The organism is Dokdonella soli, assembly GCF_039523175.1.
Taxonomy (GTDB): Bacteria; Pseudomonadota; Gammaproteobacteria; order Xanthomonadales; family Rhodanobacteraceae; genus Dokdonella_A; species Dokdonella_A soli.
Map to the genome: position 1 here is coordinate 292,230 of NZ_BAAAEU010000007.1, position 19,937 is coordinate 312,166.

The 19,937-nt window shown below is 62.6% G+C and carries 13 protein-coding genes and 2 pseudogenes; 2 read left to right on the forward strand and 13 right to left on the reverse strand.

All coding sequences use genetic code 11. From position 1 onward, the window contains the following. Positions 1-256: 256 nt before the first annotated feature. From ABD002_RS09665 to ABD002_RS09715, 11 genes and pseudogenes are all read right to left on the reverse strand, one after another. A pseudogene (locus ABD002_RS09665) lies at positions 257-361 on the reverse strand (PLP-dependent transferase); the annotation flags it as partial. Between the two features lie 19 nt (positions 362-380). Next, positions 381-2,645, reverse strand: a complete 2,265-nt coding sequence (locus ABD002_RS09670) for a glycosyltransferase (protein WP_343790137.1) — start codon at positions 2,643-2,645, stop codon at positions 381-383. 294 nt (positions 2,646-2,939) lie between these two features. Further along, a pseudogene (locus tag ABD002_RS19680) lies at positions 2,940-4,103 on the reverse strand (glycosyltransferase family 4 protein); the annotation flags it as partial. A gap of 196 nt (positions 4,104-4,299) precedes the next feature. Then, positions 4,300-6,138 (reverse strand): methyltransferase domain-containing protein, encoded by a 1,839-nt coding sequence (locus ABD002_RS09680; protein WP_343790141.1) that lies wholly within the window; start codon positions 6,136-6,138, stop codon positions 4,300-4,302. Positions 6,139-6,549: 411 nt separating this feature from the next. Continuing rightward, the gene (locus tag ABD002_RS09685; RefSeq protein WP_343790144.1) at positions 6,550-7,710 is read right to left on the reverse strand and encodes a trans-sulfuration enzyme family protein; all 1,161 of its coding nucleotides are present in this window, start codon (positions 7,708-7,710) and stop codon (positions 6,550-6,552) included. A gap of 136 nt (positions 7,711-7,846) precedes the next feature. Continuing rightward, the gene (locus ABD002_RS09690; RefSeq protein ID WP_343790147.1) at positions 7,847-9,118 is read right to left on the reverse strand and encodes a hypothetical protein; all 1,272 of its coding nucleotides are present in this window, start codon (positions 9,116-9,118) and stop codon (positions 7,847-7,849) included. Between the two features lie 58 nt (positions 9,119-9,176). Continuing rightward, the gene (locus ABD002_RS09695) at positions 9,177-10,253 is read right to left on the reverse strand and encodes an FkbM family methyltransferase (RefSeq protein ID WP_343790150.1); all 1,077 of its coding nucleotides are present in this window, start codon (positions 10,251-10,253) and stop codon (positions 9,177-9,179) included. A gap of 27 nt (positions 10,254-10,280) precedes the next feature. After that, complete coding sequence (locus ABD002_RS09700; protein WP_343790153.1) at positions 10,281-11,651, reverse strand: pyridoxal-phosphate dependent enzyme; 1,371 nt, start codon at positions 11,649-11,651, stop codon at positions 10,281-10,283. Between the two features lie 157 nt (positions 11,652-11,808). Next, positions 11,809-12,030 (reverse strand): HP1242/YdcH family protein, encoded by a 222-nt coding sequence (locus ABD002_RS09705; protein WP_343790156.1) that lies wholly within the window; start codon positions 12,028-12,030, stop codon positions 11,809-11,811. 543 nt (positions 12,031-12,573) lie between these two features. Next, positions 12,574-13,482 (reverse strand): OmpA family protein, encoded by a 909-nt coding sequence (locus tag ABD002_RS09710; protein ID WP_343790159.1) that lies wholly within the window; start codon positions 13,480-13,482, stop codon positions 12,574-12,576. Then, complete coding sequence (locus tag ABD002_RS09715) at positions 13,479-13,883, reverse strand: DUF4398 domain-containing protein (RefSeq protein WP_343790162.1); 405 nt, start codon at positions 13,881-13,883, stop codon at positions 13,479-13,481. The genes ABD002_RS09710 and ABD002_RS09715 overlap by 4 nt, the downstream gene beginning before the upstream one ends. 147 nt (positions 13,884-14,030) lie before the next feature. Between ABD002_RS09715 and ABD002_RS09720 the strand changes: the two genes are divergently transcribed. Then, entirely contained in the window at positions 14,031-15,134 is a 1,104-nt protein-coding gene (locus ABD002_RS09720) for a PilT/PilU family type 4a pilus ATPase (protein WP_343790165.1), read from the forward strand. Between the two features lie 122 nt (positions 15,135-15,256). Beyond that, complete coding sequence (locus ABD002_RS09725; RefSeq protein ID WP_343790168.1) at positions 15,257-16,846, forward strand: tetratricopeptide repeat-containing sulfotransferase family protein; 1,590 nt, start codon at positions 15,257-15,259, stop codon at positions 16,844-16,846. Between the two features lie 65 nt (positions 16,847-16,911). On the opposite strand, the gene ABD002_RS09730 is transcribed toward ABD002_RS09725, so the two are convergent. Continuing rightward, the gene (locus tag ABD002_RS09730; RefSeq protein ID WP_343790171.1) at positions 16,912-18,765 is read right to left on the reverse strand and encodes a tetratricopeptide repeat-containing sulfotransferase family protein; all 1,854 of its coding nucleotides are present in this window, start codon (positions 18,763-18,765) and stop codon (positions 16,912-16,914) included. A 67-nt stretch (positions 18,766-18,832) separates the two neighbouring features. Further along, positions 18,833-19,937, reverse strand: a 1,105-nt coding sequence (locus tag ABD002_RS09735; protein ID WP_343790173.1) for a TonB-dependent receptor domain-containing protein, incomplete at its 5' end; no start/stop codon positions are given.

Genomic DNA, 19,937 nt, shown 5'->3' on the forward strand with positions numbered 1-19,937 from the left:
CTTGGAAATCAGCTCGGCATGCGATCGCCTGGATGGCCTAACGAGATCGCCCGCAACCGCAGACTATGCCGGCCGATCAGTCTGCGAGCTACGGCGCTCCGCCAATCTTTGCGTGTTTTTGCAAGTGGAGCGCTGGGTCTGTTGGAGCGAGCGCAATGGTTCCCCAGCGACAAATCGCCGAAAACCTCAGGAGTTCGCTGAGGTGACGATGGGCCAACCGATTCTGCCGCCGCACATCGGAAAACGGCCTTGTGGGCTACCCCAACGCGGCGTCCAGCTCCTGCCGCAGATCGGCGACATCTTCCACACCCACCGAGAGCCGGATCAAGCCATCGCTGATACCGAGCCGCTTGCGGTTCGCCGGCCTCCGCTACACGCCGTTACAGAGTCCGATAGGCTTCGTACGCCCCCAATACGCGGACAAGATCGCCGGCCGCATCCTTCCACGTGCGGACGTGCCGCGATGCAGGCTTCTTGCGCCCCTGCACCTGGCTGCGCAGGAATTGTCGTACCGCCTCGGCGATCGATGCGTGGCAGCCCGCTGCGAACCACGTTGCATCGTCCCCCGCGACCTCCCGGAATACCGGCAAGTCACTGCAAAGCAACGCGGTGCCGTGCCGGGCCGCCTCAAGCAGCGGCAGGCCGAATCCTTCCGCGTACGATGCCTGGATCAGCGCCGATGCGTGCCGGTAGGCGTAGTCGAGGTCTGCATCACTGGATCGCTCCCGCCAGAACACACGCTTGCCGAATTCCGGATGCGTGGTCAGGCGCGCCGTGAACGATTCCATGTTCCATCCCGTTTTGCCGACCAGGTATAACGCCGCATCCTCGCCGTCCGCCCACAGGTGCTCGAATGCATCGAGCACGTCGGCATGCCCCTTGCGTGGTTCCAACGTACCGACGTTCAGGAATACCGGCCGATCCGTGCGATCGAATACCGCCTTGAGCCCCGCATCGGCGCCGTCCAGCGGCTCACCATCGAGATCACAGCCAAGGTGGACATAGTGGATCCGCAACCCCGAGCGATGGGGCAGCCCAGCTTCCTCGATATACGCTGCCAGGTCATCAGCAGTCGCCCGCGATATGCAGACGATCGCGTGACTCATCCGCACCGTCTGCTCCAGCCATTTCCGGAACACCTCCGGCATGAACGGTACGCAGGTTTCGGGATGACGTACGGGAATCAGATCGTAGACAAAGCCCACAATCTCGGTGCCTCGTGCATCGGCCTCGCGCAGCATGGCTGTAAACCGCCATGGATCGCTCCAGGCCGAGTCCAGCATCAGCAGTGTATTGCCCGGTCCGAACACGATGCGCTCGCCATCGTGGTATCCACCCCGGCCCAGCCGATCGCGCGCGTAGGCTCCCGCGACCAGATAGCTGTTGCCATCGAGGGCTGCGGGCAGGCAGCGCGCGTCACCGCTGCCGTGCTGATCGATGAGTTCGCGGGTCAGGTTGCGCACTACACGATGGATTCCGGTGCCATAGTCGGTGCGCACCACGTCACTGAGATCCACGATCAAGGTCGGTGTCGGATTGCCAGCGCCTATCAGTGATTCGCATGCTGCGATCGGATCCAGCCCTTCTCCGCGCGAGGGGCCGACATCGAGGGCATCGGCGATATCGCGCGTCACGCTGCGCACACCCAGATAGTCATCTCGCTGCAGGAACTCCTCGATCGCCGCCGCATAGTCCACCGCCACCTTTGCCGGCGCGTGCTCCTTGCCGATGTGCGCGCGCCCTGCCTTGCCGAGCGCATGCGCAGCCAGCGGATCTTCACGCAGTTGGCGCAGCGCGGTGCTGAGTTCCGCCGTGTCGGCCGCCTCGCCAATCCGCAGCACGACTTCAGAGGGATAGTCATTCATGGTCGCATGGGCATTGACCACGGTGGGCAAGCCGTGTGCGAGGCAGTCCAGGACCGCGCCCGATGTTTCGCCACGGGAGTGGGTACGCAATTGCACCGCTACGTCGGCCACCCCGAGGTAGTCGTTGTACTCGCCGGTGTCGACAAAGCCCGTGATGCGGATCCGTTCGGCCATTGCACTGTTGCGCACGAGCTCGCGGACGAGCTCGCCATACTTGCCCCCATCCAGCTCTCCCACGAAAACAAGATGCACGCTGCGATCATGCTGAAGCCCGGACACAACCATCGCTTCGATAAGGCGATCGCTCAACTTGGTGTCGGCAATGAAGCCGAACGAACAGACGACCCAGTCACCGTCCGCGTAGCCGAGGCGGCTGCGAAGCGCTACACAATCAGCGCGCGCCAGCTGCGGACGCAATGTGCGCAGATGCGGTATCACGCGAATCGGCCGGGCCAGATGCGCGCCGCCATATTTCGCCAGCAGGGCGTGGATCCCGGGGGAATGCGCAATGATTCCAAGGCTGCGCTCGACGACCCGGCGGCTGCATGGATAGATCCGCTTCGCCTCGGCAATACCCAGGTCAGCGAGCGATCGGAGCGCAATGGCTCCATGGCAATGCTCGAGCTCACGCGCGAACGATCCGGGACGCCCGCCATGCTGATCCAGCCACGCATAGGCGGAACTCAGGAAAAAATCGTGCAGCACGACAATGCCGGGGTGGTCTTCCAGCAGGTCGAACATGGGGACGTGAAACGGCGAGTTGCCGATCTGGTAGATCACGCCGTCGTACCGATCGGCGCACTCCGCGAATTCCTGCCATGGACGAATACGGAAGTTCGGACTCAGCCTGAAGTCGTCGGTGTACTCGGCCGTGGTGTAGATGTCGATGGTGAAACGCTTCGCCAGCTCCGGCAGGAGCTCGGCGCTGTAGTTCGCAATCCCGGTGCGTTCCGGCGGCAATGGCGTGAACACTGCCAGCTTGCGCCGCGGCGCAGCCATCCCGCGAAACGTCGCCTGCTTGCGCCGGACAGCTTCGTCCAGCTCATCGAGCACGCGCCGGGCAGAACGCTCCCAACTGAACGCCTTGGCGCGCTGCAGGCCACGCTCGCCGCACTCCCGCCGAAAATCGGCATCGCTCAGGGCATGCCCAAGCGCCCCACTGACCGCCGCCGGGTCGCGCGCATCGAAACGCGCTGCCGGATCCTCGATCAACTCGACGATCGACGAATTGTCGCCGCCGAGCACCGGCGCGCCGCAGGCCATCGCCTCCAGCACCGGAAGGCCGAAGCCCTCGTAGAGCGACGGGAACAGAAACACCTCGCAGGCATTGAGCAGTACGACGAGATCGGCGTCGCTCACATGGCCGGTCACGACCACTTCATCGCTACTCAGCCCAAATCGCTGCAGCTGCGCGTCGAACTCCTCACGCACGGGAATTTGGTTGAATACGAACTGATGCGTGCTTCGCAGCGATTCAGGCAGACGCGCAAACGCTTCCAGCGCACCCGCCGTGTTCTTGCGGAAATCGTCGTTGCCGGTGTAGAGAACGTAGCTGCGATGGATTCCAAGACGATTCAATGTTTCGGAAAAGGCCGCATGCGGCAGGTCGATGCGGTGAAATTGTGGCGCCATTGCGCCGTGGATCACATGGATGCGTTCGGCCGGAATCGAAAGATGCTCGATTGCATCGCGCTTGGTCGCCTCGGATATCGCAAAGAGCACATCGCAGTTCTTGATCACCTGCAACTTGCTGTAATACCACGCACGCGCGCCAGGTGCAGCCAGATAGTGCCGCGGAAAGATCAGAGGAATGAGATCGTAGAGAATCGCCGCCGACACGGCGCCCGGAACATCATCGATATTCGCGCAAGCCACGACCGGCTCTGTAAGACCCTCGAACACGCTGCCCAGCAGGATCGCATCGGGATTGAAACGCGCATATTCACGCGCAATCAGTTGCGAGGCGACACGCCGGCGCGGATCTGCCGGACCATCACAGCCCGCCGTCAACGGCACCGGATAGTCATAGCGCCGGAACGCGGAGGCCGGGGCCAGATCGCGCAGGCGCGCGCGCGCCTTCTCGGCTTCAGCCGGAAATGTGCCATCGAGCGCGATCGCTGTGTCCGCGCTGCCCTTCCGGAGCCTCAGTATCGCGCTCGCAAGACTGTCGACGTAACGGCCGATGCCGCGCGTCCTGGAGGCCGTCTGGCAGGCCTGGAGGTCAAGTAGGAGCCGCATGTTCCGTAACGCCCTCTGCGCCGATGCTTCATAACGGGCCCCAGCTCGATCAAGTCACTCCGACATCTTCCGAAAGTCGCCTCCCGAGTCGCAGGCACGTGCCTGCCCCCATGACTCGATGACGATCTCAAACCGCACTCGGAAAGCCGGATTTCCTGAGGCCGGCGTTCCGGAACCTCACCCGCGTCGATACCGCTCAACCATCAACGGTGCCTGCACCTCCCGGTTTACGCGCGATCACGGCGTAGTCGGGCGCGACATACAAGGTCTGCCGTGCGGTCTGCAGCAGCCACTCGACCGCCTCGGTGCCGGGTTGGCGGGGATCCACGGCAGGCACCGTATCGTCGATGCGATGCGCAGTGAGGCGTTGAATCTCCACGTCCGCAAAACCGCGTGCATGCGCCAGATACTCGAGCAACGCGGGCGGCAGCGGATTGCGATGCGTCGGGTCCATATAGAAGCTGCAGGCGCCGACCATCAGGTTTTCGGGATTGGGCGTCTCGAAGATGATCACGCCACCCGGCTTGAGCACTCGCAGCGACTCGTCGAACAACGCGACCAGCGCCGCAAACGGAACATGCTCGAGGATGTGCATGCCGGTCACGGCCGCAAGACTCGACTCGGGCAAGTTGCATAGGTAGGTGAGCGCATCAGCCTGCTCGACAGTCACTCCGAGCGCACGGCATTCGGCGACCATCACCCCGTTGAGATCGATGCCTCTCGCTTCGATGTTCTCGCGCTGGAGCAATTGCAACCATTCTCCGCGACCGCAACCGACGTCCAGCAAGGCGCCGCCGTGCGTACGTTCGAGCGCCTGGCGCACGACCGGCACATAGCCTTCCGCGCGCTGCATGATCAACTCGCGGCTGCCGCGGAAGCGATCCTCGAACGAGACATAGAACGCGTCGAGCGCGTCCGAATGCGCATCTGGCTCCGGCCCGTCATCGGTATCCGCGGCAGGGCGCAACGGCTGGCCAATGAGTTGATCGGCCAGGTGATCGATGCGCGCGTGCGCGTGCAGGAGTTCGCGACGCAGCGCGTACATCTCGCGTGCAGAGTCCCCGACGGCATGAATCGACCCTGCCACATTCGTCCTGCCAACGCCCAGTTGCGCTACCTGTCGCGCGAGCACCTCGAGCCTGGTGTCGTCGGCTTTTCCAGACACGACTCGCTCCAGGTCCTCCACGCTCGCGAGTTCGGCGGCGCTTTCCCGCAACGCCGACATCGCGCGCTCGATTCCGAGCACGTGATGGGAATCGGCCTTGCGCGACAACGCCATCTCGATGGCGCGAATGCTCGCCTCGAGCGCACCAAGGTTGATGCTGGCGAAACGCGCTTCGATCTCGCCGATCCACGCGGTATTCCGGCGCGTTGCCCCTTCGAGTCCAACCCGCAGCGCGAATACGTCGCCGCGCAGCGCGTGTATCTGTCGAAGATGCTCCGCCAGGGTCAGCACCGACTGGGTGGACGCACGGGTGGCGGTAGCTTCGTGCATCTGTTCGAGCACCGGCGTCAGTTGCGCGGCCAATGCCAGTTGCGCGGCCAATGCATTCGAGTGCTGCTGCAGCGCCGCGTCAGTCGTTCCGGCCAGCGCATCGAACGCATCGGCAATCCGACGGTGTGCGAAATGCGACTGCGCGACGAATTGCCGGAGATCGCGCAACGACGCCGGCAATTGCAACACGCCGAGACCACAGCGGAGCGCGGCGCCAAGCACTGGTATGCGGCACAAGCGCTGGACGAACAGCGTTCTGCGCAAGCTACCGACCCGTGCGCCGACCGCTCGGCCCTCGGCGGAATAGCGCAGGCTGCCGAGCACCTGCACCTTGTCCGCGCCGCCCGAGCGCAGCAGATGCAGATAGGTGGCGCGGCCCTGCTCGTCGGGTTCTCGACCGAGCAGGCCGCGGTATGCGGCGGCAACGAAATCCTCGTCATGCAGCGCAAGAAAATCGTTGAGCTGATATGTCGTCTTTGTCTTGAATTCGGGGGCCGTCCACCAGCGCGGGAAACGCTCCCTCCATGCGGGTTCGGGCAAAGTACCCGATATGCTCAGCGATCCGGATCTGATAGGCAGCGGTGCCGCGGCCTCGTGATCGGACACAGGCAACGGGGGCGATGCGTGCGGACCGTCGTGACGGCGCGTCAGCTCGCGATCGATGGCTTCGCAAATTGCGGCCGGATCGGTAGACGACCTGCGTTTCTCATCGCTCATCGTCGGTTGCCCACGCGCCGGCATGTTCACCGGACTGACACACAGCGCATCGACGCTGCTCCCTGTCTTGAGCCCTAAAGACGGATGCGACAAACTGCCGAAGTCGGCGCAAAAAGCTGAAACGGCTTCAGCAACCGCCTCGCATCTTCGCCGAGGCGAGGTAGCTTGCCAAGTTTCCGAGGCTCGTGTTGCGGCAGCCGTCACCTTGTCCCGACACAATTACCCGCTGGCGTCCTAGCCGAGCGCCGCCCCAAGCTCGTCGCGCAGGTCGGCGACATCTTCCACCCCGACACTGAGCCGGATCAAGCCATCGCTGATCCCGAGCCGCTTGCGGTTCGCCGGAGGAATCGACGCGTGCGTCATGATCGCGGGATGCTCGATTAGGCTCTCGACGCCACCGAGCGATTCGGCGAGCGCGAACAGATGGCAGCGTTCGAGCACTTTGCGCGCCTTGCGCAAACCACCCTTCACCTCGACCGAAACGATGCCGCCAGGGCCGTCCATCTGGCGCTTCGCGAGCGCGCGTTGCGGGTGCGATTTCAAGCCCGGGTAGATCACGCGTTCGACGGCCGGATGCTTCTCCAGCCAGGTTGCGAGCGCGAGTGCGCCTTCGCAATGCGCGCGCATGCGCAGGTGCAGGGTCTTCAGGCCGCGCATCGCAAGGAACGAATCGAACGGACCCGCGACCGCGCCAACCGAGTTGTGCAGAAACGCCATCTGCTCGGCCAACTCGGCGTTGTCGCCAGCGACGACGATGCCGCCGACCATGTCCGAATGACCATTCAGGTACTTGGTCGCCGAGTGCAGCACGAGATCCGCGCCGTACTCGAGCGGACGCTGCAACATCGGCGAGCAGAACGTGTTGTCGACGACCAGCAGCAGGCCATGCTTCTTCGCGAACGCGCCGAGCTTGGCGAGATCGACGAGCTTGAGCATCGGATTGGTCGGCGTCTCCGCCCAGATCATTTTCGTGTTCGGCTTCAGCGCGGCCTTCAGCGCCGCTGCGTCATTGAGATCGAGGAACGTGAAGTCGAGCCCCGCACTGCGCCGGCGCACACGCTCGAACAGGCGGTACGTGCCGCCGTAGAGATCGTCCATCGCGATGACATGACTACCGGAATCGAGCAGGTCGAGGACCGTGCTCGCGGCCGCAAGACCCGACGCGAACGCATAGCCCTGACGACCGCCTTCGAGATCGGCAACGCAGCGCTCATAGGCCATGCGCGTCGGATTCTGCGTACGCGAATACTCGTAACCCTTGTGCACGCCGGGGCTCTGCTGCACGTAGGTCGAGGTCGCATAGATCGGCACCATGATCGCACCGGTGGACGGATCGGGGCTCTGGCCGGCGTGGATGGCGCGGGTGCCTAAAGCGCGGGCTCTCATCTGCTTCATAATTTATCCACTATCTAACTTACCGATGCTATGCCACCACCATCATCGTTGCGCGCGCTGAGAATGCAATGATTAGCAACTAAACTGCGCGCATCAGGCGCGAACTCTCTGTACAACGGCCTCCAGAATACCCTCGCTACTGAACCACACCAGGCGCATGTGTGACACCGTTTATGACGACAGTACCTTGTATTGCTCGAGAAACGAGCGCCCCATGGCCATCACCATATAAAGTATTTGAAATCTGCAGAACCGAATTTGGTCCAGACGCTATTTCAAATGCCGGGAAACCTAAGCCGTTTACATTCCACGTGCGTATTAAACTGTCGCTTATCAGAATAGAATTGTAGTCTCCATCGATTCGAACAGCATTAACAGTCGATAATGTAGTATCGAGTTTTGATATACTGGCAGACACATGGCTCGCGTTAATAGTAATCGGCGAATACGAATACGGCCCTCTGCTCAATATTTGAACTTTATCAATTTCTATTCCATTAGTCCCGTTACCAGAAATGAGAACTCCCGTAGTGCAGCCATCACAATCGTATCCGGAAATTCGCGCGCGACTCGTAAATCCAACGACATTACCTTGATTTCCAGGAGGCAGCGGTGTTGGGGTCACGCCGAACTGCATACCAACGAAATATCCAAACGTAAATAATTCAGACATAAACGGATTGTCATTTCTAAAACTTAGTATCCCGTAGCCATTACTAGCGGTCCAGTTCGTCACGTTCTGATCAAGCGACCAAAATGGCCAGAAATGAATGTCGTTGATTCTGCATATATCAAGAATACCGTCCATATATATTCCTTGATAAAGCGGCTGACCCCTGACATTTCTTATATATACCTGCCCTATCGCCCCGTCATCATTGGGAAATCGGTCGGACCTTACGAGAATACCTTTAGTGGGATTCAAAATCACAATATCTTCTACGTTCACAGCGTCACCGGCAACCTGCAACTGAAAGTCGTAGTCCATATAGGGACTCCAACCAGCTGTTGGCGCGGGCTGCTCCTGGATCAGCTTTACGTTCTTTAATTGAGAATGCCTTTGCAATTTCACCAACGGCTGAAGGAGCGAGTGCTTTTGCCTCAAAACGCTACCATCCCCGACCCCTTGCACCATCAGGTTTTCCGGAACCACAAAAGTGCGAGAGAGGTAAAAGATACCAGCAGGGATATGGAGGCGACCACCTTTATAGCCGTTGACCGCACTAGACAGATAATCTGCGTGGCATTGAAAAGCGGTGGAGTCGTCTGATATGCCGTCTCCTACAGAAGCCGGACATTGCACAGAAAGCGCTTGACCTACGTCCACCACGGAGGTCAAACCAGTTCCGCTTTGCGCAAAAATACTGGAGCAGTAAAATAAAACTGCGAGCGCCCTATATTTGTGCATTGCGATCTCCTAATTCGGCAACCAAATTCGTCTAATTTCTCAACACCGGAAGATTACATTAGCGCGGCCTTACTAACAAATCCAAATGATTGGTTCCATCACCACCCATGCGCATACCAGCACGACGCCATTCGCGCATAACTGATTCCGCATCGCGGCATGCAATTTGTTCTCCGTTTTCATGCAGCACTTGAACTTCGTCGCCATAGGCAAACAGCATGGACAGATATGCTTCGGGTTCGATCATCGAATTTTCGCGCATGCATTTGGGGTGGAACTCGGTCAACAGGAGCGGGCGATGGCGGGCAAGACCGGCAGCAAATCCGCTGAGAGCGATCAGCTCGTAACCCTCAATGTCGATCTTCAGGAGCCGGATCGTCGACAATCCGCTCAACATATCATCCAATCGCCTAGCTTGCGCAAACATCGCTGGTAGCCGACCTCGTGCGCCAGTCAGAATCACTTGTCCGTTTGAAGTGCCAAACCCCGTTTCCATGGGCAATAAACCATTCACGTCAGACGCTGCGAACGGATGTATTTCGACATGCGCGAACTTATTGCTAAAGATCGTCGCATAAAGAAGCTGCAAATTCTTGTCCATTGGCTCAACTGCGACGACTTTTCCGTCGGGGCCAACTAGGTACGCGGCTAATGCGGTGAAATACCCAATGTTTGCACCCACGTCGACAAAAGTATCTCCAGGCCGCAGTAGGTTTCGCACAACTTGTGTAACGTGTGGCTCATGCATCTTATTGCGAAGAATCCATGCGCCGATATCCCGATCGATTGACCTAACGAACATTGAATAGCCATTGAGTGCAACCTCGATCGGCCGCTCTTGATCGTTTCGACGAGATGTGAATTCTTCTGAGCCTAGTATGGCGTTCGCGATTTCACTCGGTGTCAATGTGCCGGCTCCTACTAGGCGCGCGTAGTGATCAAAGCCTTGTTGATCCGGCGTGCGTCCTAATAGAAGGCGATATGCATAGCGCACATCCTCCGTATCGGCGTAAGGACTTTTTGCCATTGACGGCGTGGAGGGCGCCGGTGGCGACGCATGCGCATTCCGCTGAAACGAAGGATTCAGCCGCGCCCTTATTCGGTTGATAAAACCTGTCACCTCAGAACGTAGCATGTGAGATTTCCATTAGTCGGGGCGCGCCTAGCTGGCCCTACGCCTCAAATAGTTCAACAAGTCTATCCGAGTGATTAGCCCGAGGAATTTCGCTCCATCCATCACGATCGCGACATGCCCGGCGTCGAACACCGGCAGCAACGATTCGATCGGGGATTTCACGTCGAGTACCTGCAGCTTGGTCGCCATCGCGGTCGAGACCGGATCGCGGAAGCGGTCCTCGTTCGCGTAGACGTGCAGCAGCAGGTCCGATTCGTCGAGGATGCCGACGATCGCATCGCTGTCCATCACCGGCAGCTGCGAGACGTCGTACAGCTTCATGCGGTTGTAGGCGGTGACCAGCAGTTCGTTCGGGCCGACCACGACGGTGTCGCGCTGCGCATACGGGCGCAGGATCAGGTCGCGCAGGTCGCCCGTCGGCTGGCGGTCGAGGAAGCCGTTGTCGAGCATCCAGTAGTCGTTGTACATCTTCGAGATGTACTTGTTGCCGGTGTCGCAGACCAGCGTGACGACGCGCTTGGGCGTGGTCTGCTCGCGGCAGTATTTCAGCGCCGCGGCGAGCAGGGTGCCGGTCGACGAGCCGCCGAGCACGCCCTCCTTCGCCAACAGCTCGCGCGCGGTCAGGAAGCTTTCCTTGTCGGTGATCGCATAGGCTTTCTTCACGCGCGAGAAGTCGCTGATGCTCGGCAGGAAGTCCTCGCCGATGCCTTCGACCATCCAACTCGCGGACTTGGTCGAGAGCGTGCCCTCGTTGATGTACTGCGCGAGGATCGAGCCGATCGGATCGGCAAGGATGAATTCGGTGTGCGGCGACACGCGCGCGAAGTAGCGGGACAAGCCGGTCATCGTGCCGGACGAGCCGCAACCGAACACGATCGCGTCGACCTTGCCCTCGAGCTGCTCGAAGATCTCCGGGCCGGTGGTCTGCTCGTGCGCGAGCGGGTTGTCCGGATTGCCGAACTGGTTGATGAAGTACGCGCCGGGCGTCTCGCGCGCGATGCGCTCGGCGAGATCCTGGTAGTACTCGGGATGGCCCTTGGCGACGTCGGAGCGGGTCAGCACGACCTCGGCGCCCATCGCCTTGAGGTTGAAGATCTTCTCGCGGCTCATCTTGTCGGGCACCACAAGGATGAGGCGATAGCCCTTCTGCTGCGCAACGAGCGCGAGGCCGAGGCCGGTGTTGCCGGCGGTACCCTCGACCAGGGTCGCGCCGGGTTTCAGCTTGCCGGCCTTCTCGGCGCCCTCGATCATCGACAGACCGATGCGGTCCTTGATCGAGCCGCCGGGGTTCGCATTCTCGAGCTTCAGGAAGAGCTCGCAGACGCCGCTGTCGAGGCGCTGCGCCTTGACCATCGGCGTGCGGCCGATCAGCTCGAGAACGCTGTGGTGGATCGTCATGCCAACTCCGCAGGAAGGTCGCGCCGCGGGCTCCTGATGGTCAGGACCGGACGCGGAAGCGTCTCCGACCGGAGACGTTCGCGGATGATAACCGAGTGAAGCGGGTTGCAGACGCCGCGGCCATGCGCGCGGCGTCTGCGGGGTGATGGGGACGGGGTTAGTGCGACGCGGAGTGGGAATCCCACATCGAGGTCAGCTTGTCCTTCGCGTGCAGCTTTTCCTTCTTCATGTTGAGCAAGGTGACATCGTCCATCGGCAGGACGCCCAGTTCGGCGTCGCGCACCTTGCTGTCGAGCTCCCTGTGGCGGTGGTACAGGCTGCGGAATTCCGCATTGCTCTGCATCAACGCTTCCACTTCTTTCTGGTTCTGTTCGAACATCGGCTGACCTCCTCTAGTGCAATGACCGCGGGCGCAGTGGCGCGACCCGGAGGCCGCGTCACTGCGCTGCGGGGGACGAGTTACAGCAGGATTGCGCGATGGCTCCGCAAGGAGAGCCGCCTGCGCCATGAACGGAAATGCGGAAAGGTCGATGAAGCGTGCGAGCCGTGGGACGGACGCCACTGCCAGGAAACGTCCGGACACACGACCCGTTCCTCGGAGAACCGAGGGCGTGATGTCCTCTGTCGCGATCGCTGCAGTCATGGGCAAGGCTTTGGCCCAAGTGGGTTCCGAGGAACTCCGGGCCACCTGGGGGTTAGACGCTACTCCTTCGCCCCTCCCTTGGCAACACGACATCGGCGGGCCGGAAGCAATTCCGCGCCGCGCCACGCATTCGTGAAATTATCGTTATAAAACAGCCATTTGAAAGCCACGGCCGAGCGCGACCGAAACGCCCCCGTGGGCGCATCCACACATTCCTGCGGGTCATCCTGAAAGGCCGCCGAGGGACACTTCCGCGGCGGCCGATCCTCGCTCCGAGGCCTACTGAATCACGAGCTCGACGCGTTTGGCCTTCGCGGCGCTGCCGACTGCCGTGACCCGCTTCGCGTCGGCACCCGCCGCTACGAGCGCGTCACGCAACGCCTGCGCGCGCTGTTGTGCAAGCGCACGATCACCGCCTGCCGACACGTCGACGCGGACACGTCGCGCGGGGTCCGCATTCGCGAACGCGACTGCCTTCGCAATCTGCTTCGACGATCCGGCCGCGAGCGCGGCCTTGCCGCTGACGAAGACGCTCTCGGGAAGCGTCATGGAACGATTCGCGGCTGTCGGCGCCGGCTTGTCCGCGGACGCCGGGGTTCCGCCGCTGATCGCCGCGGCGAGTGCGGCCTCCTTCTTGGCGAGAGCGGCCGCTTTGGCCTGCGCATCGGCCATGCGTTTTGCCTGCGCGACTTCTGCGCGCGCGGATTCGGCGGCCTGCGAAGCCTGCTCGCCTTCGGCGCGTGCCGCGTCGGCTTCACGCTGCGCGCGCTCGGCCTCCTCGGTGCGGATCTGCGCCTGCAGGCGCTGGCGCTCCAGTTCGGCACGCGCCTGCGCGGCGTCGCGGCGCGCGATCGCGAGTTGCAGCCGGTCGTTCTCGCGCTGCAGTGCGTCGCGCTGCTGCTCGAGCTGCTCGGCTTCGGCGCTCGCACGCGCGACACCGATGCGACGTTCGGCGAGATACGCGCGGTACTCGCGATCGCGCCGCTTGGCGTCCTTGAGGTCCGCGAGCGCGGCGCGGGCGCGGTCCATCTGTGCGGTCGCATGCTGGCCGAGCACCGGATCCGACGCGAGGCGATCGAACTGGTCGGACAGGCGCTCGTATTCCTCGTTGCGCGCGGACGCGCTGCCGGCGCCGAACAGGCACAGCGCCAACAAGGCCGCGGCGGACAGGCGATGGAAGCGGCTCATGGCTGCGCCTCCGGCGAGGCGTGCTCGGTCAGATCGCGATCGAGATTCGCATTCTCCTGGCTGAGTTTCTGGACGGCTTCGCGTGCCTTGCCGAGCCGCGCCTTGGCGGCAGCGAGTTCGCTGTCGGCTGCGGACTCGTGCGCAAGCTGGATCGCCTCATCGTAGTCCTGGCGGCCCTCGGCGGCCTGGGCCTGATCGAAACGCTGTCCGGCCGCGCGATATTCCGCCGGTGCGTAGGCCGGCGCACCGGCCGAACGGGCGGCGCCGAGCGCGCGCGAGGCGTTGTCGAGATCCTCGACCGGCGGCCGCGTCGGGGCGCAGGCCTGCACGGACAATGCCGCGATAACCACGACGAGCGCATGGATTTTTCGCCAACGAGGTGTCATAAGCTGCATGGCCATTCGTGTCAAAATCCGAAGTTGTCGTATTGTGTGAACGGGCTGCCCGATTTGGCAATCGCGATCTAGCGTCGTGCCATCGGACCGGCACGCCGGCCCGGCCGCGACGGCACCCGAACCCGCCCAACCGAAACCGCAGCGAGAAATCCGATGGACATCGGCTACTTCCTCAAATTGATGACCGAGAAAGGTGCGTCGGACATGTTCCTGACCACCGGCGCGCCGGTGAACATCAAGGTCGAAGGCAAGCTGTTTCCGCTCGGCAACACCGGCATGCCGAGTGGCATGGTCAAGAAGATCGCCTACTCGCTGATGGACGAGGGCCAGGTGCCGCAGTTCGAGAAGAACCTCGAGCTGAACATGGCGATCGCGGTGAAGGACGCCGGCCGCTTCCGCATCAACGTGTTCAAGCAGCGCGGCGAAGTCGGCATGGTGATCCGCGCGATCAAGAGCGAGATCCCGACGATCGAGCAACTGCGTCTGCCACCGCTGTTCAAGCACATCATCATGGAGCCGCGCGGCCTGGTGTTGCTGGTTGGCGCGACCGGCTCGGGCAAGTCGACGACGCTGGCTTCGATGATCGATCACCGCAACGCAAACACTTCGGGCCATATCCTGACCATCGAGGACCCGATCGAATACCTGTACCGGCACAAGAAGTCCGTGGTCAACCAGCGTGAGGTCGGCCTCGACACGCACAGCTACTACGAGGCGCTGAAGAACGCGATGCGCGAAGCGCCGGACGTGATCCTGATCGGCGAGATCCGCGATGCGGACACGATGGAGGCCGCGATCACGTTTTCCGAAACCGGTCACCTGTGCCTGGCGACCCTGCACTCGAACAATGCCGACCAGACCATCGAGCGCATCCTCAACTTCTTCCCGGAAGCCGCGCACAAGAACATCCTGATGAACGTCGCGCTGAACCTGAAAGCGGTGATCAGCCAGCGCCTGGTGATGGGCAAGGACGGCCACCGCCTGCCCGCGGTCGAGGTATTGATCAATACGCCGCATATCCGCGACCTGCTGCGCCGCGGCCAGATCCACGAGGTCAAGGAAGCGATGGACCGCAGTCTGGAGGAAGGCATGCAGACCTTCGACCAGTCGCTGTACGCGCTCTACAAGTCCGGCAAGATCGAACTCGAGGAGGCGCTCAACCACGCCGATTCGCGCGATGGCCTCGCGCTCAAGATCCGCCTCGCCGAAGGCGCCGATGTGCCGATGGCTGATACGTTCGACGTCGGCAACTATTGAGTCCCGGCGCCCTGCTGGGCGCCAGCGGATCGACTCGTTCCATCGCGGGGGCCCGACCGCATGGGAATCGCGACAGGACAGCGCGTAAACTGCCGTTCCTTCGCGTTTATCCCAATGCCCCGATGACGAACCACGCAGCCCCGGTGCCGCGCCTGCATGGCCTTGCCCAGACCGCGATTCCACAGGTGATCGCAGTGGCGCAGGCCCTCGAGGCGGGCCGGGTCGATGAGGCGGACCGACAGCTTTCAGGCATCGCGGCCGCCTATCCTGACCATCCCGAAATCCTGCGTCTGCAGGCCGGCATCCAGAGCCAGCGCGGGCAGCATCGGGAAGCCGCCGATTCGATGCGGCGCGCGATCTCGCAGCGTCCGCACGATGCCCTTTACTACAACACGCTGGGAACGGTGCTCGGCGCCGCGGGCGAATTCGATGACGCGATCGCCGCGCTGCGCCGTTGCTGCGAACTGCAGCCAGACCTTGCGGTGGCCTGGTACAACCTGGGTGTGATGCTGACTCGCTGTGTTCGTCACGACGATGCTGTCGACGCGCTGAGGAAGGCCGTCGCGCTCGCCCCTGGCCACGCAGACGCGCGAGCGCTGCTTGCCGACATGCTGCGCGTCAGCGATCGCGCTGCCGAAGCGGAAGCCGGATATCGCCGCATCATCGCCGAGTCGCCACATGCCGGGATGGCGTGGTGGGGGCTCGCCGACCTCAAGACGATGCGCTTCTCCGAAGCCGACACCGCGCGTCTGCAATCCGCTCTCGCCGACCCACGAGCGAGCGATGACGACCTGATCGCGATGGGTTTCGCGTTCGCCAAGGCGCTCGACGATCACGGGCGCTATGCCGAATCGCTGGCCGCGCTGGAACGCGCGAACGCGATCGCGCGCCGGCGCCGGCACTGGGACAGCGTCGCCTTTTCCGCCCACATCGCCGCGATCACGGCGGCCTTCACGCCGCCCCCGGCAGGAGCGGATCGGACGCTCGGCGCCGAAGCGGTTTTCATCGTCAGTCTGCCGCGCTCCGGCTCCACGCTGATCGAGCAGATTCTCGCTTCACACTCGCGTGTGGAAGGCGCCGGCGAACTGCCGGATCTGCCGCTGGTGCTCGCCGAGGAGTCACGGCGGCGCCAACAGCCGTTCCCGCACTGGGTCGACGCGGCGAATCCCGGCGACTGGCAACGCCTCGGCGAGCGCTATCTGCAACGCACCGCGCATTGGCGCACGCGTCGTCCTGTGTTCACCGACAAGCTGCCGAACAACTGGTTCTACATTGGTGCCATCCGGGCGATGCTGCCGGCGGCACGTATCATCGGCGTGCGCCGCGATCCGCTGGAGACCTGCCTGTCCTGCTATCGGCAGCATCTGGACAACAACGAATACACGCGCACGTTCACCGATCTGGCCGGTTTCTGGCGCGAGTTCGATCGCAGCCTGCGCCATTGGCTGGCGCTGCACTCTGGACATGTGCTCGAGAGCGTCTACGAGGAACTCATCGCCCGGCCGGAGGAGCGGATTCGCGCGCTGCTGGATTTCTGCGGCCTGCCGTTCGAGCCGGCCTGTCTCGAGTTCCACAAGACGCGCCGCGACGTGCGCTCGCCGAGCGCGATGCAGGTGCGTGAACCGCTGCGGCGCGACACCGCGCGCGCCGCACGCTACGGCCGCCTGCTCAATCCTTTGCGCATGGCGCTCGGAATGCCGTTGGATTCCTGAACACGCTTCGATCGCGTGTTGAATCAATGCCACATGGCATTGATTCGTTCATCACGCGGGCAGCGTCAGGACACGGGGGCGGAGGTCACACCGACATTTGACTCGGCGGAATACCCCCAGTACTGAAGCATCGGTTCGAGGATCGGCAACACCGGTTCGATGTAGTCCCTGTAGCGCAGCCAGCGGTTCAGCCCCTTCGTGTTGACCGGCTGGATGACCTGGGTATAGCTCGGCGTCCCGATGAAGCCCTTGTTGCGCGCGTGCTCATCGAAGCGGAGCAGTGGCGAGGCATCGCCGAGCTCGAGAAAACGACCGATCTGCGCCGCCTGCGCGGAGACGTCCGCGACGATATCCTCGTAGCGGACGGTCAACACGCTCGGCTTGAACACGCCGGCATGGTGCAGCCAGTTCCGCATCGAATCGACATACGCTGTGGCCAGCCGTTCGAGGCTCGCGCACGCCGCGGCGAGCACGGTCGAACGGAAATTCTGCATGTAGCAGCTCAGGATCACGTCGCAGGGGTGGCGCAGCGCGAGGATGAACTTCGCGTCGGGGAACAGGCGATGGATCAGCGGCAGCCACACCATGTTCAACGGATTCTTGTCGACGAGTTGCGTATCCCATTTTCGCGGAATCGCGTCGCAGACCATGCCCAGATAGCGTTTGCGCAACTCGTCGCAATCGGCCTGGCCCAGCCGGTGGATATCCTCGGGCACGAAGACGCCGTCATCGGCCAACTGGTCCGAAAGGTTGTTGAAGAACGGATTCTCGTCCATCGATTGCAGACCCGGATGGGCATCGAGCATCTGCTCGAGCAAGGTCGTGCCCGAACGCGGGAATCCGACGATGAAGACCGGTGATTGCTTCGCATCCGGCGCGGTGAGCCGCGGCCATGCGCGGAACTCCGCATCACTGACGCGCGGAACCGTGGTGGGAATGATCGCCGCGCCCGGCTCGAAGCGCTTCGGGATGAACTTCTTGAGCTCCTCAACCTGCAGCTCGTGCGCGACCAGCAGGGTCTGCATCACGCGTCCGGTGTCGCCCTGCTTGGCGTAGATCTCGGCGAGATTGAAGTAATAGGCGAAGTCGCGCTCACCGCGCGCGCCCGCGCTCTCGAGGATCGCGCGCGCCTCGGCGAGGTCGCCGCTGCGCTGCGCGATCTTCGCCAGCACGTGCGCCAGCTCCATCTGTGCCGCGTCGGTGATATCGGCGCGCATCGCGGCTATCTGCCCCAGCGTGGCCTCGGCTTCCGGCAGGCGGTTGAGGCGTTCGTAGGCGGAGGCCAGATGGATCAGCGCCAACACGTTGCCCGGTGCGCGCCTTACCAGATCCTCCAGCAGGATCATCGCGGCGGCGCCGTCGCCGATAGCGAGCAGCAGGTCACCCAGCTCCTGCTGCAGCTCGTCCTCGAGCGGCAGCCACTGCCGCCAGGGCTTCAGCAGCTTCTCGGCTTCGTCGTATTCCCGGCAGGACTGGCAGGCGCGCGCGGTGTGAATGCAGATCCTCGCTGAAGCCGGATCGATCGCATAGGCCTTCAGTGCGGTCTCACGCGCTTCGACGAAATCATGCTGCTGCAGCTGCAGCAGCGCGAAATTGATCAGGTGGCCCGCATCTCCCGGAGCGAAGCGGATTGCATTCGCGTAAGCCGCGGCCGACTGCTCCAGTTGCCCCTGCTCGCGCAAGGCCGTCGCGTAGTTGCCCCAGTGCTCGCCGTTGTCTGGGAACAGACGGGTCAGATGCGCATAGGCGTCGACGGATTCGGCGATCCTGTCCTGCATCTGCAGGCTGATCGCGAACATCGTCAGCAGGTTCTCGTCTTGCGGAAAGTCAGCCAGCTGCGCCTGCACACGGCGCTCGGTCTCGGCCCAGTCGCCTGTGCGGATCGCTTCGGAAATCGTGGTCAGATCGGGAGCGCTCATCATCGTCATCAAAAAAAATGGCCGCGCGGTCACCCGCGCGGCCCTCAAGCTTACAGTGCAATCGATCTTAGAACTTGACCGTCACGCGACCGAAGTAGTAGCGGCCCAGCAGGTCAAAGTCGCTGGGATCGGTGTTCGCGTTCAGCGTGTTGTTCGCGTACAGGAACGGCGGCTGCTTGTCGGCCACGTTGTTGATGCCGACGTCGATGCGCGTGTTCAGCGCTTCGAGGTTGTAGCCGAACTGGATGTCGTTGTAGACCGTCGCACCGAAGTCGGTGAACAGGCCGTCCAGCGACGGGTTGCCCGAACCGTACGGATGGGTGTCCTGCGACTTCGCCTGCGAGCCCATGCGGAAGCGGCCGACATAGCGCATCGCCCACGATGCATCGAACGGACCCATCTGCCAGCCAACACTGGTCTGTGCGCGCCAGCGCGGGAACAGGCAGATGCCACCGCCCGCCCCCGGACAGGCCGACGCCTGCGCCGAGCCGTAGTTCATGAAGTGACCGGCGTAGTGATAGACCGAGTTGGCAACGCCGAAACCCGGAGCGGTTTCCACGTCGTACTTCTTCATGTAGGTCGCGTTGATGCCCACCTTGAAGCGACCGAACGCGGTCTCGGGCAGGCGGTAGTTGCCGGCGAAGTCGACACCGCCCACGTCCACGCGGCCGAGGTTGTTGGTCGGCTCGGTGATGAGCTGGATCTGACCCTGGCTCGGACCACTGGTGAAGCGTTGGATCAGCGGGCAGTACCGGGTCTGACCGGCGAAGCACAGGTCAATCACGCTCTGTGCGCCGACGCCGGTGATGTTGTTCTTCAAGTACAGACGCCAGATATCGGCGCTGACCGACAGGCCTTCCAGCCAATGCGGGTCGTACACCACGCCGAAGTCGAACGACTTGCCGAACTCCGGACCGATCGACTGATGCGCAAACTGGGCGCCCGACGCGATCGCGTTGAGCTGCAGCGCCTGGCGGACGTCTTCGTTCGCAAACGAACCCAGCGCCGGCACGCCAAGGCACGCCGGATTGCTCGCGTTCGGATTCGGGGTCGTCGCCGTCGGTGCGGTGAAGTTGCAGGGATCCCGCGAGATCTTCGGAGCGTCGGCTGCGGCGCCGCCGAAGATGTTGGTGACCGTCGGTGCACGGAACACCTTGGACACCGTACCGCGC

Bases quoted from the DNA above. Each gene is read 5' to 3' on its own strand.
- ABD002_RS09685 (WP_343790144.1), bottom strand. From the start codon at position 7,710: ATGAAGCAGATGAGAGCCCGCGCTTTAGGCACCCGCGCCATCCACGCC.
- ABD002_RS09690 (WP_343790147.1), bottom strand. From the start codon at position 9,118: ATGCACAAATATAGGGCGCTCGCAGTTTTATTTTACTGCTCCAGTATT.
- ABD002_RS09695 (WP_343790150.1), bottom strand. From the start codon at position 10,253: ATGCTACGTTCTGAGGTGACAGGTTTTATCAACCGAATAAGGGCGCGG.
- ABD002_RS09700 (WP_343790153.1), bottom strand. From the start codon at position 11,651: ATGACGATCCACCACAGCGTTCTCGAGCTGATCGGCCGCACGCCGATG.
- ABD002_RS09705 (WP_343790156.1), bottom strand. From the start codon at position 12,030: ATGTTCGAACAGAACCAGAAAGAAGTGGAAGCGTTGATGCAGAGCAAT.
- ABD002_RS09710 (WP_343790159.1), bottom strand. From the start codon at position 13,482: ATGAGCCGCTTCCATCGCCTGTCCGCCGCGGCCTTGTTGGCGCTGTGC.
- ABD002_RS09715 (WP_343790162.1), bottom strand. From the start codon at position 13,883: ATGGCCATGCAGCTTATGACACCTCGTTGGCGAAAAATCCATGCGCTC.
- ABD002_RS09720 (WP_343790165.1), top strand. From the start codon at position 14,031: ATGGACATCGGCTACTTCCTCAAATTGATGACCGAGAAAGGTGCGTCG.
- ABD002_RS09725 (WP_343790168.1), top strand. From the start codon at position 15,257: ATGACGAACCACGCAGCCCCGGTGCCGCGCCTGCATGGCCTTGCCCAG.
- ABD002_RS09730 (WP_343790171.1), bottom strand. From the start codon at position 18,765: ATGAGCGCTCCCGATCTGACCACGATTTCCGAAGCGATCCGCACAGGC.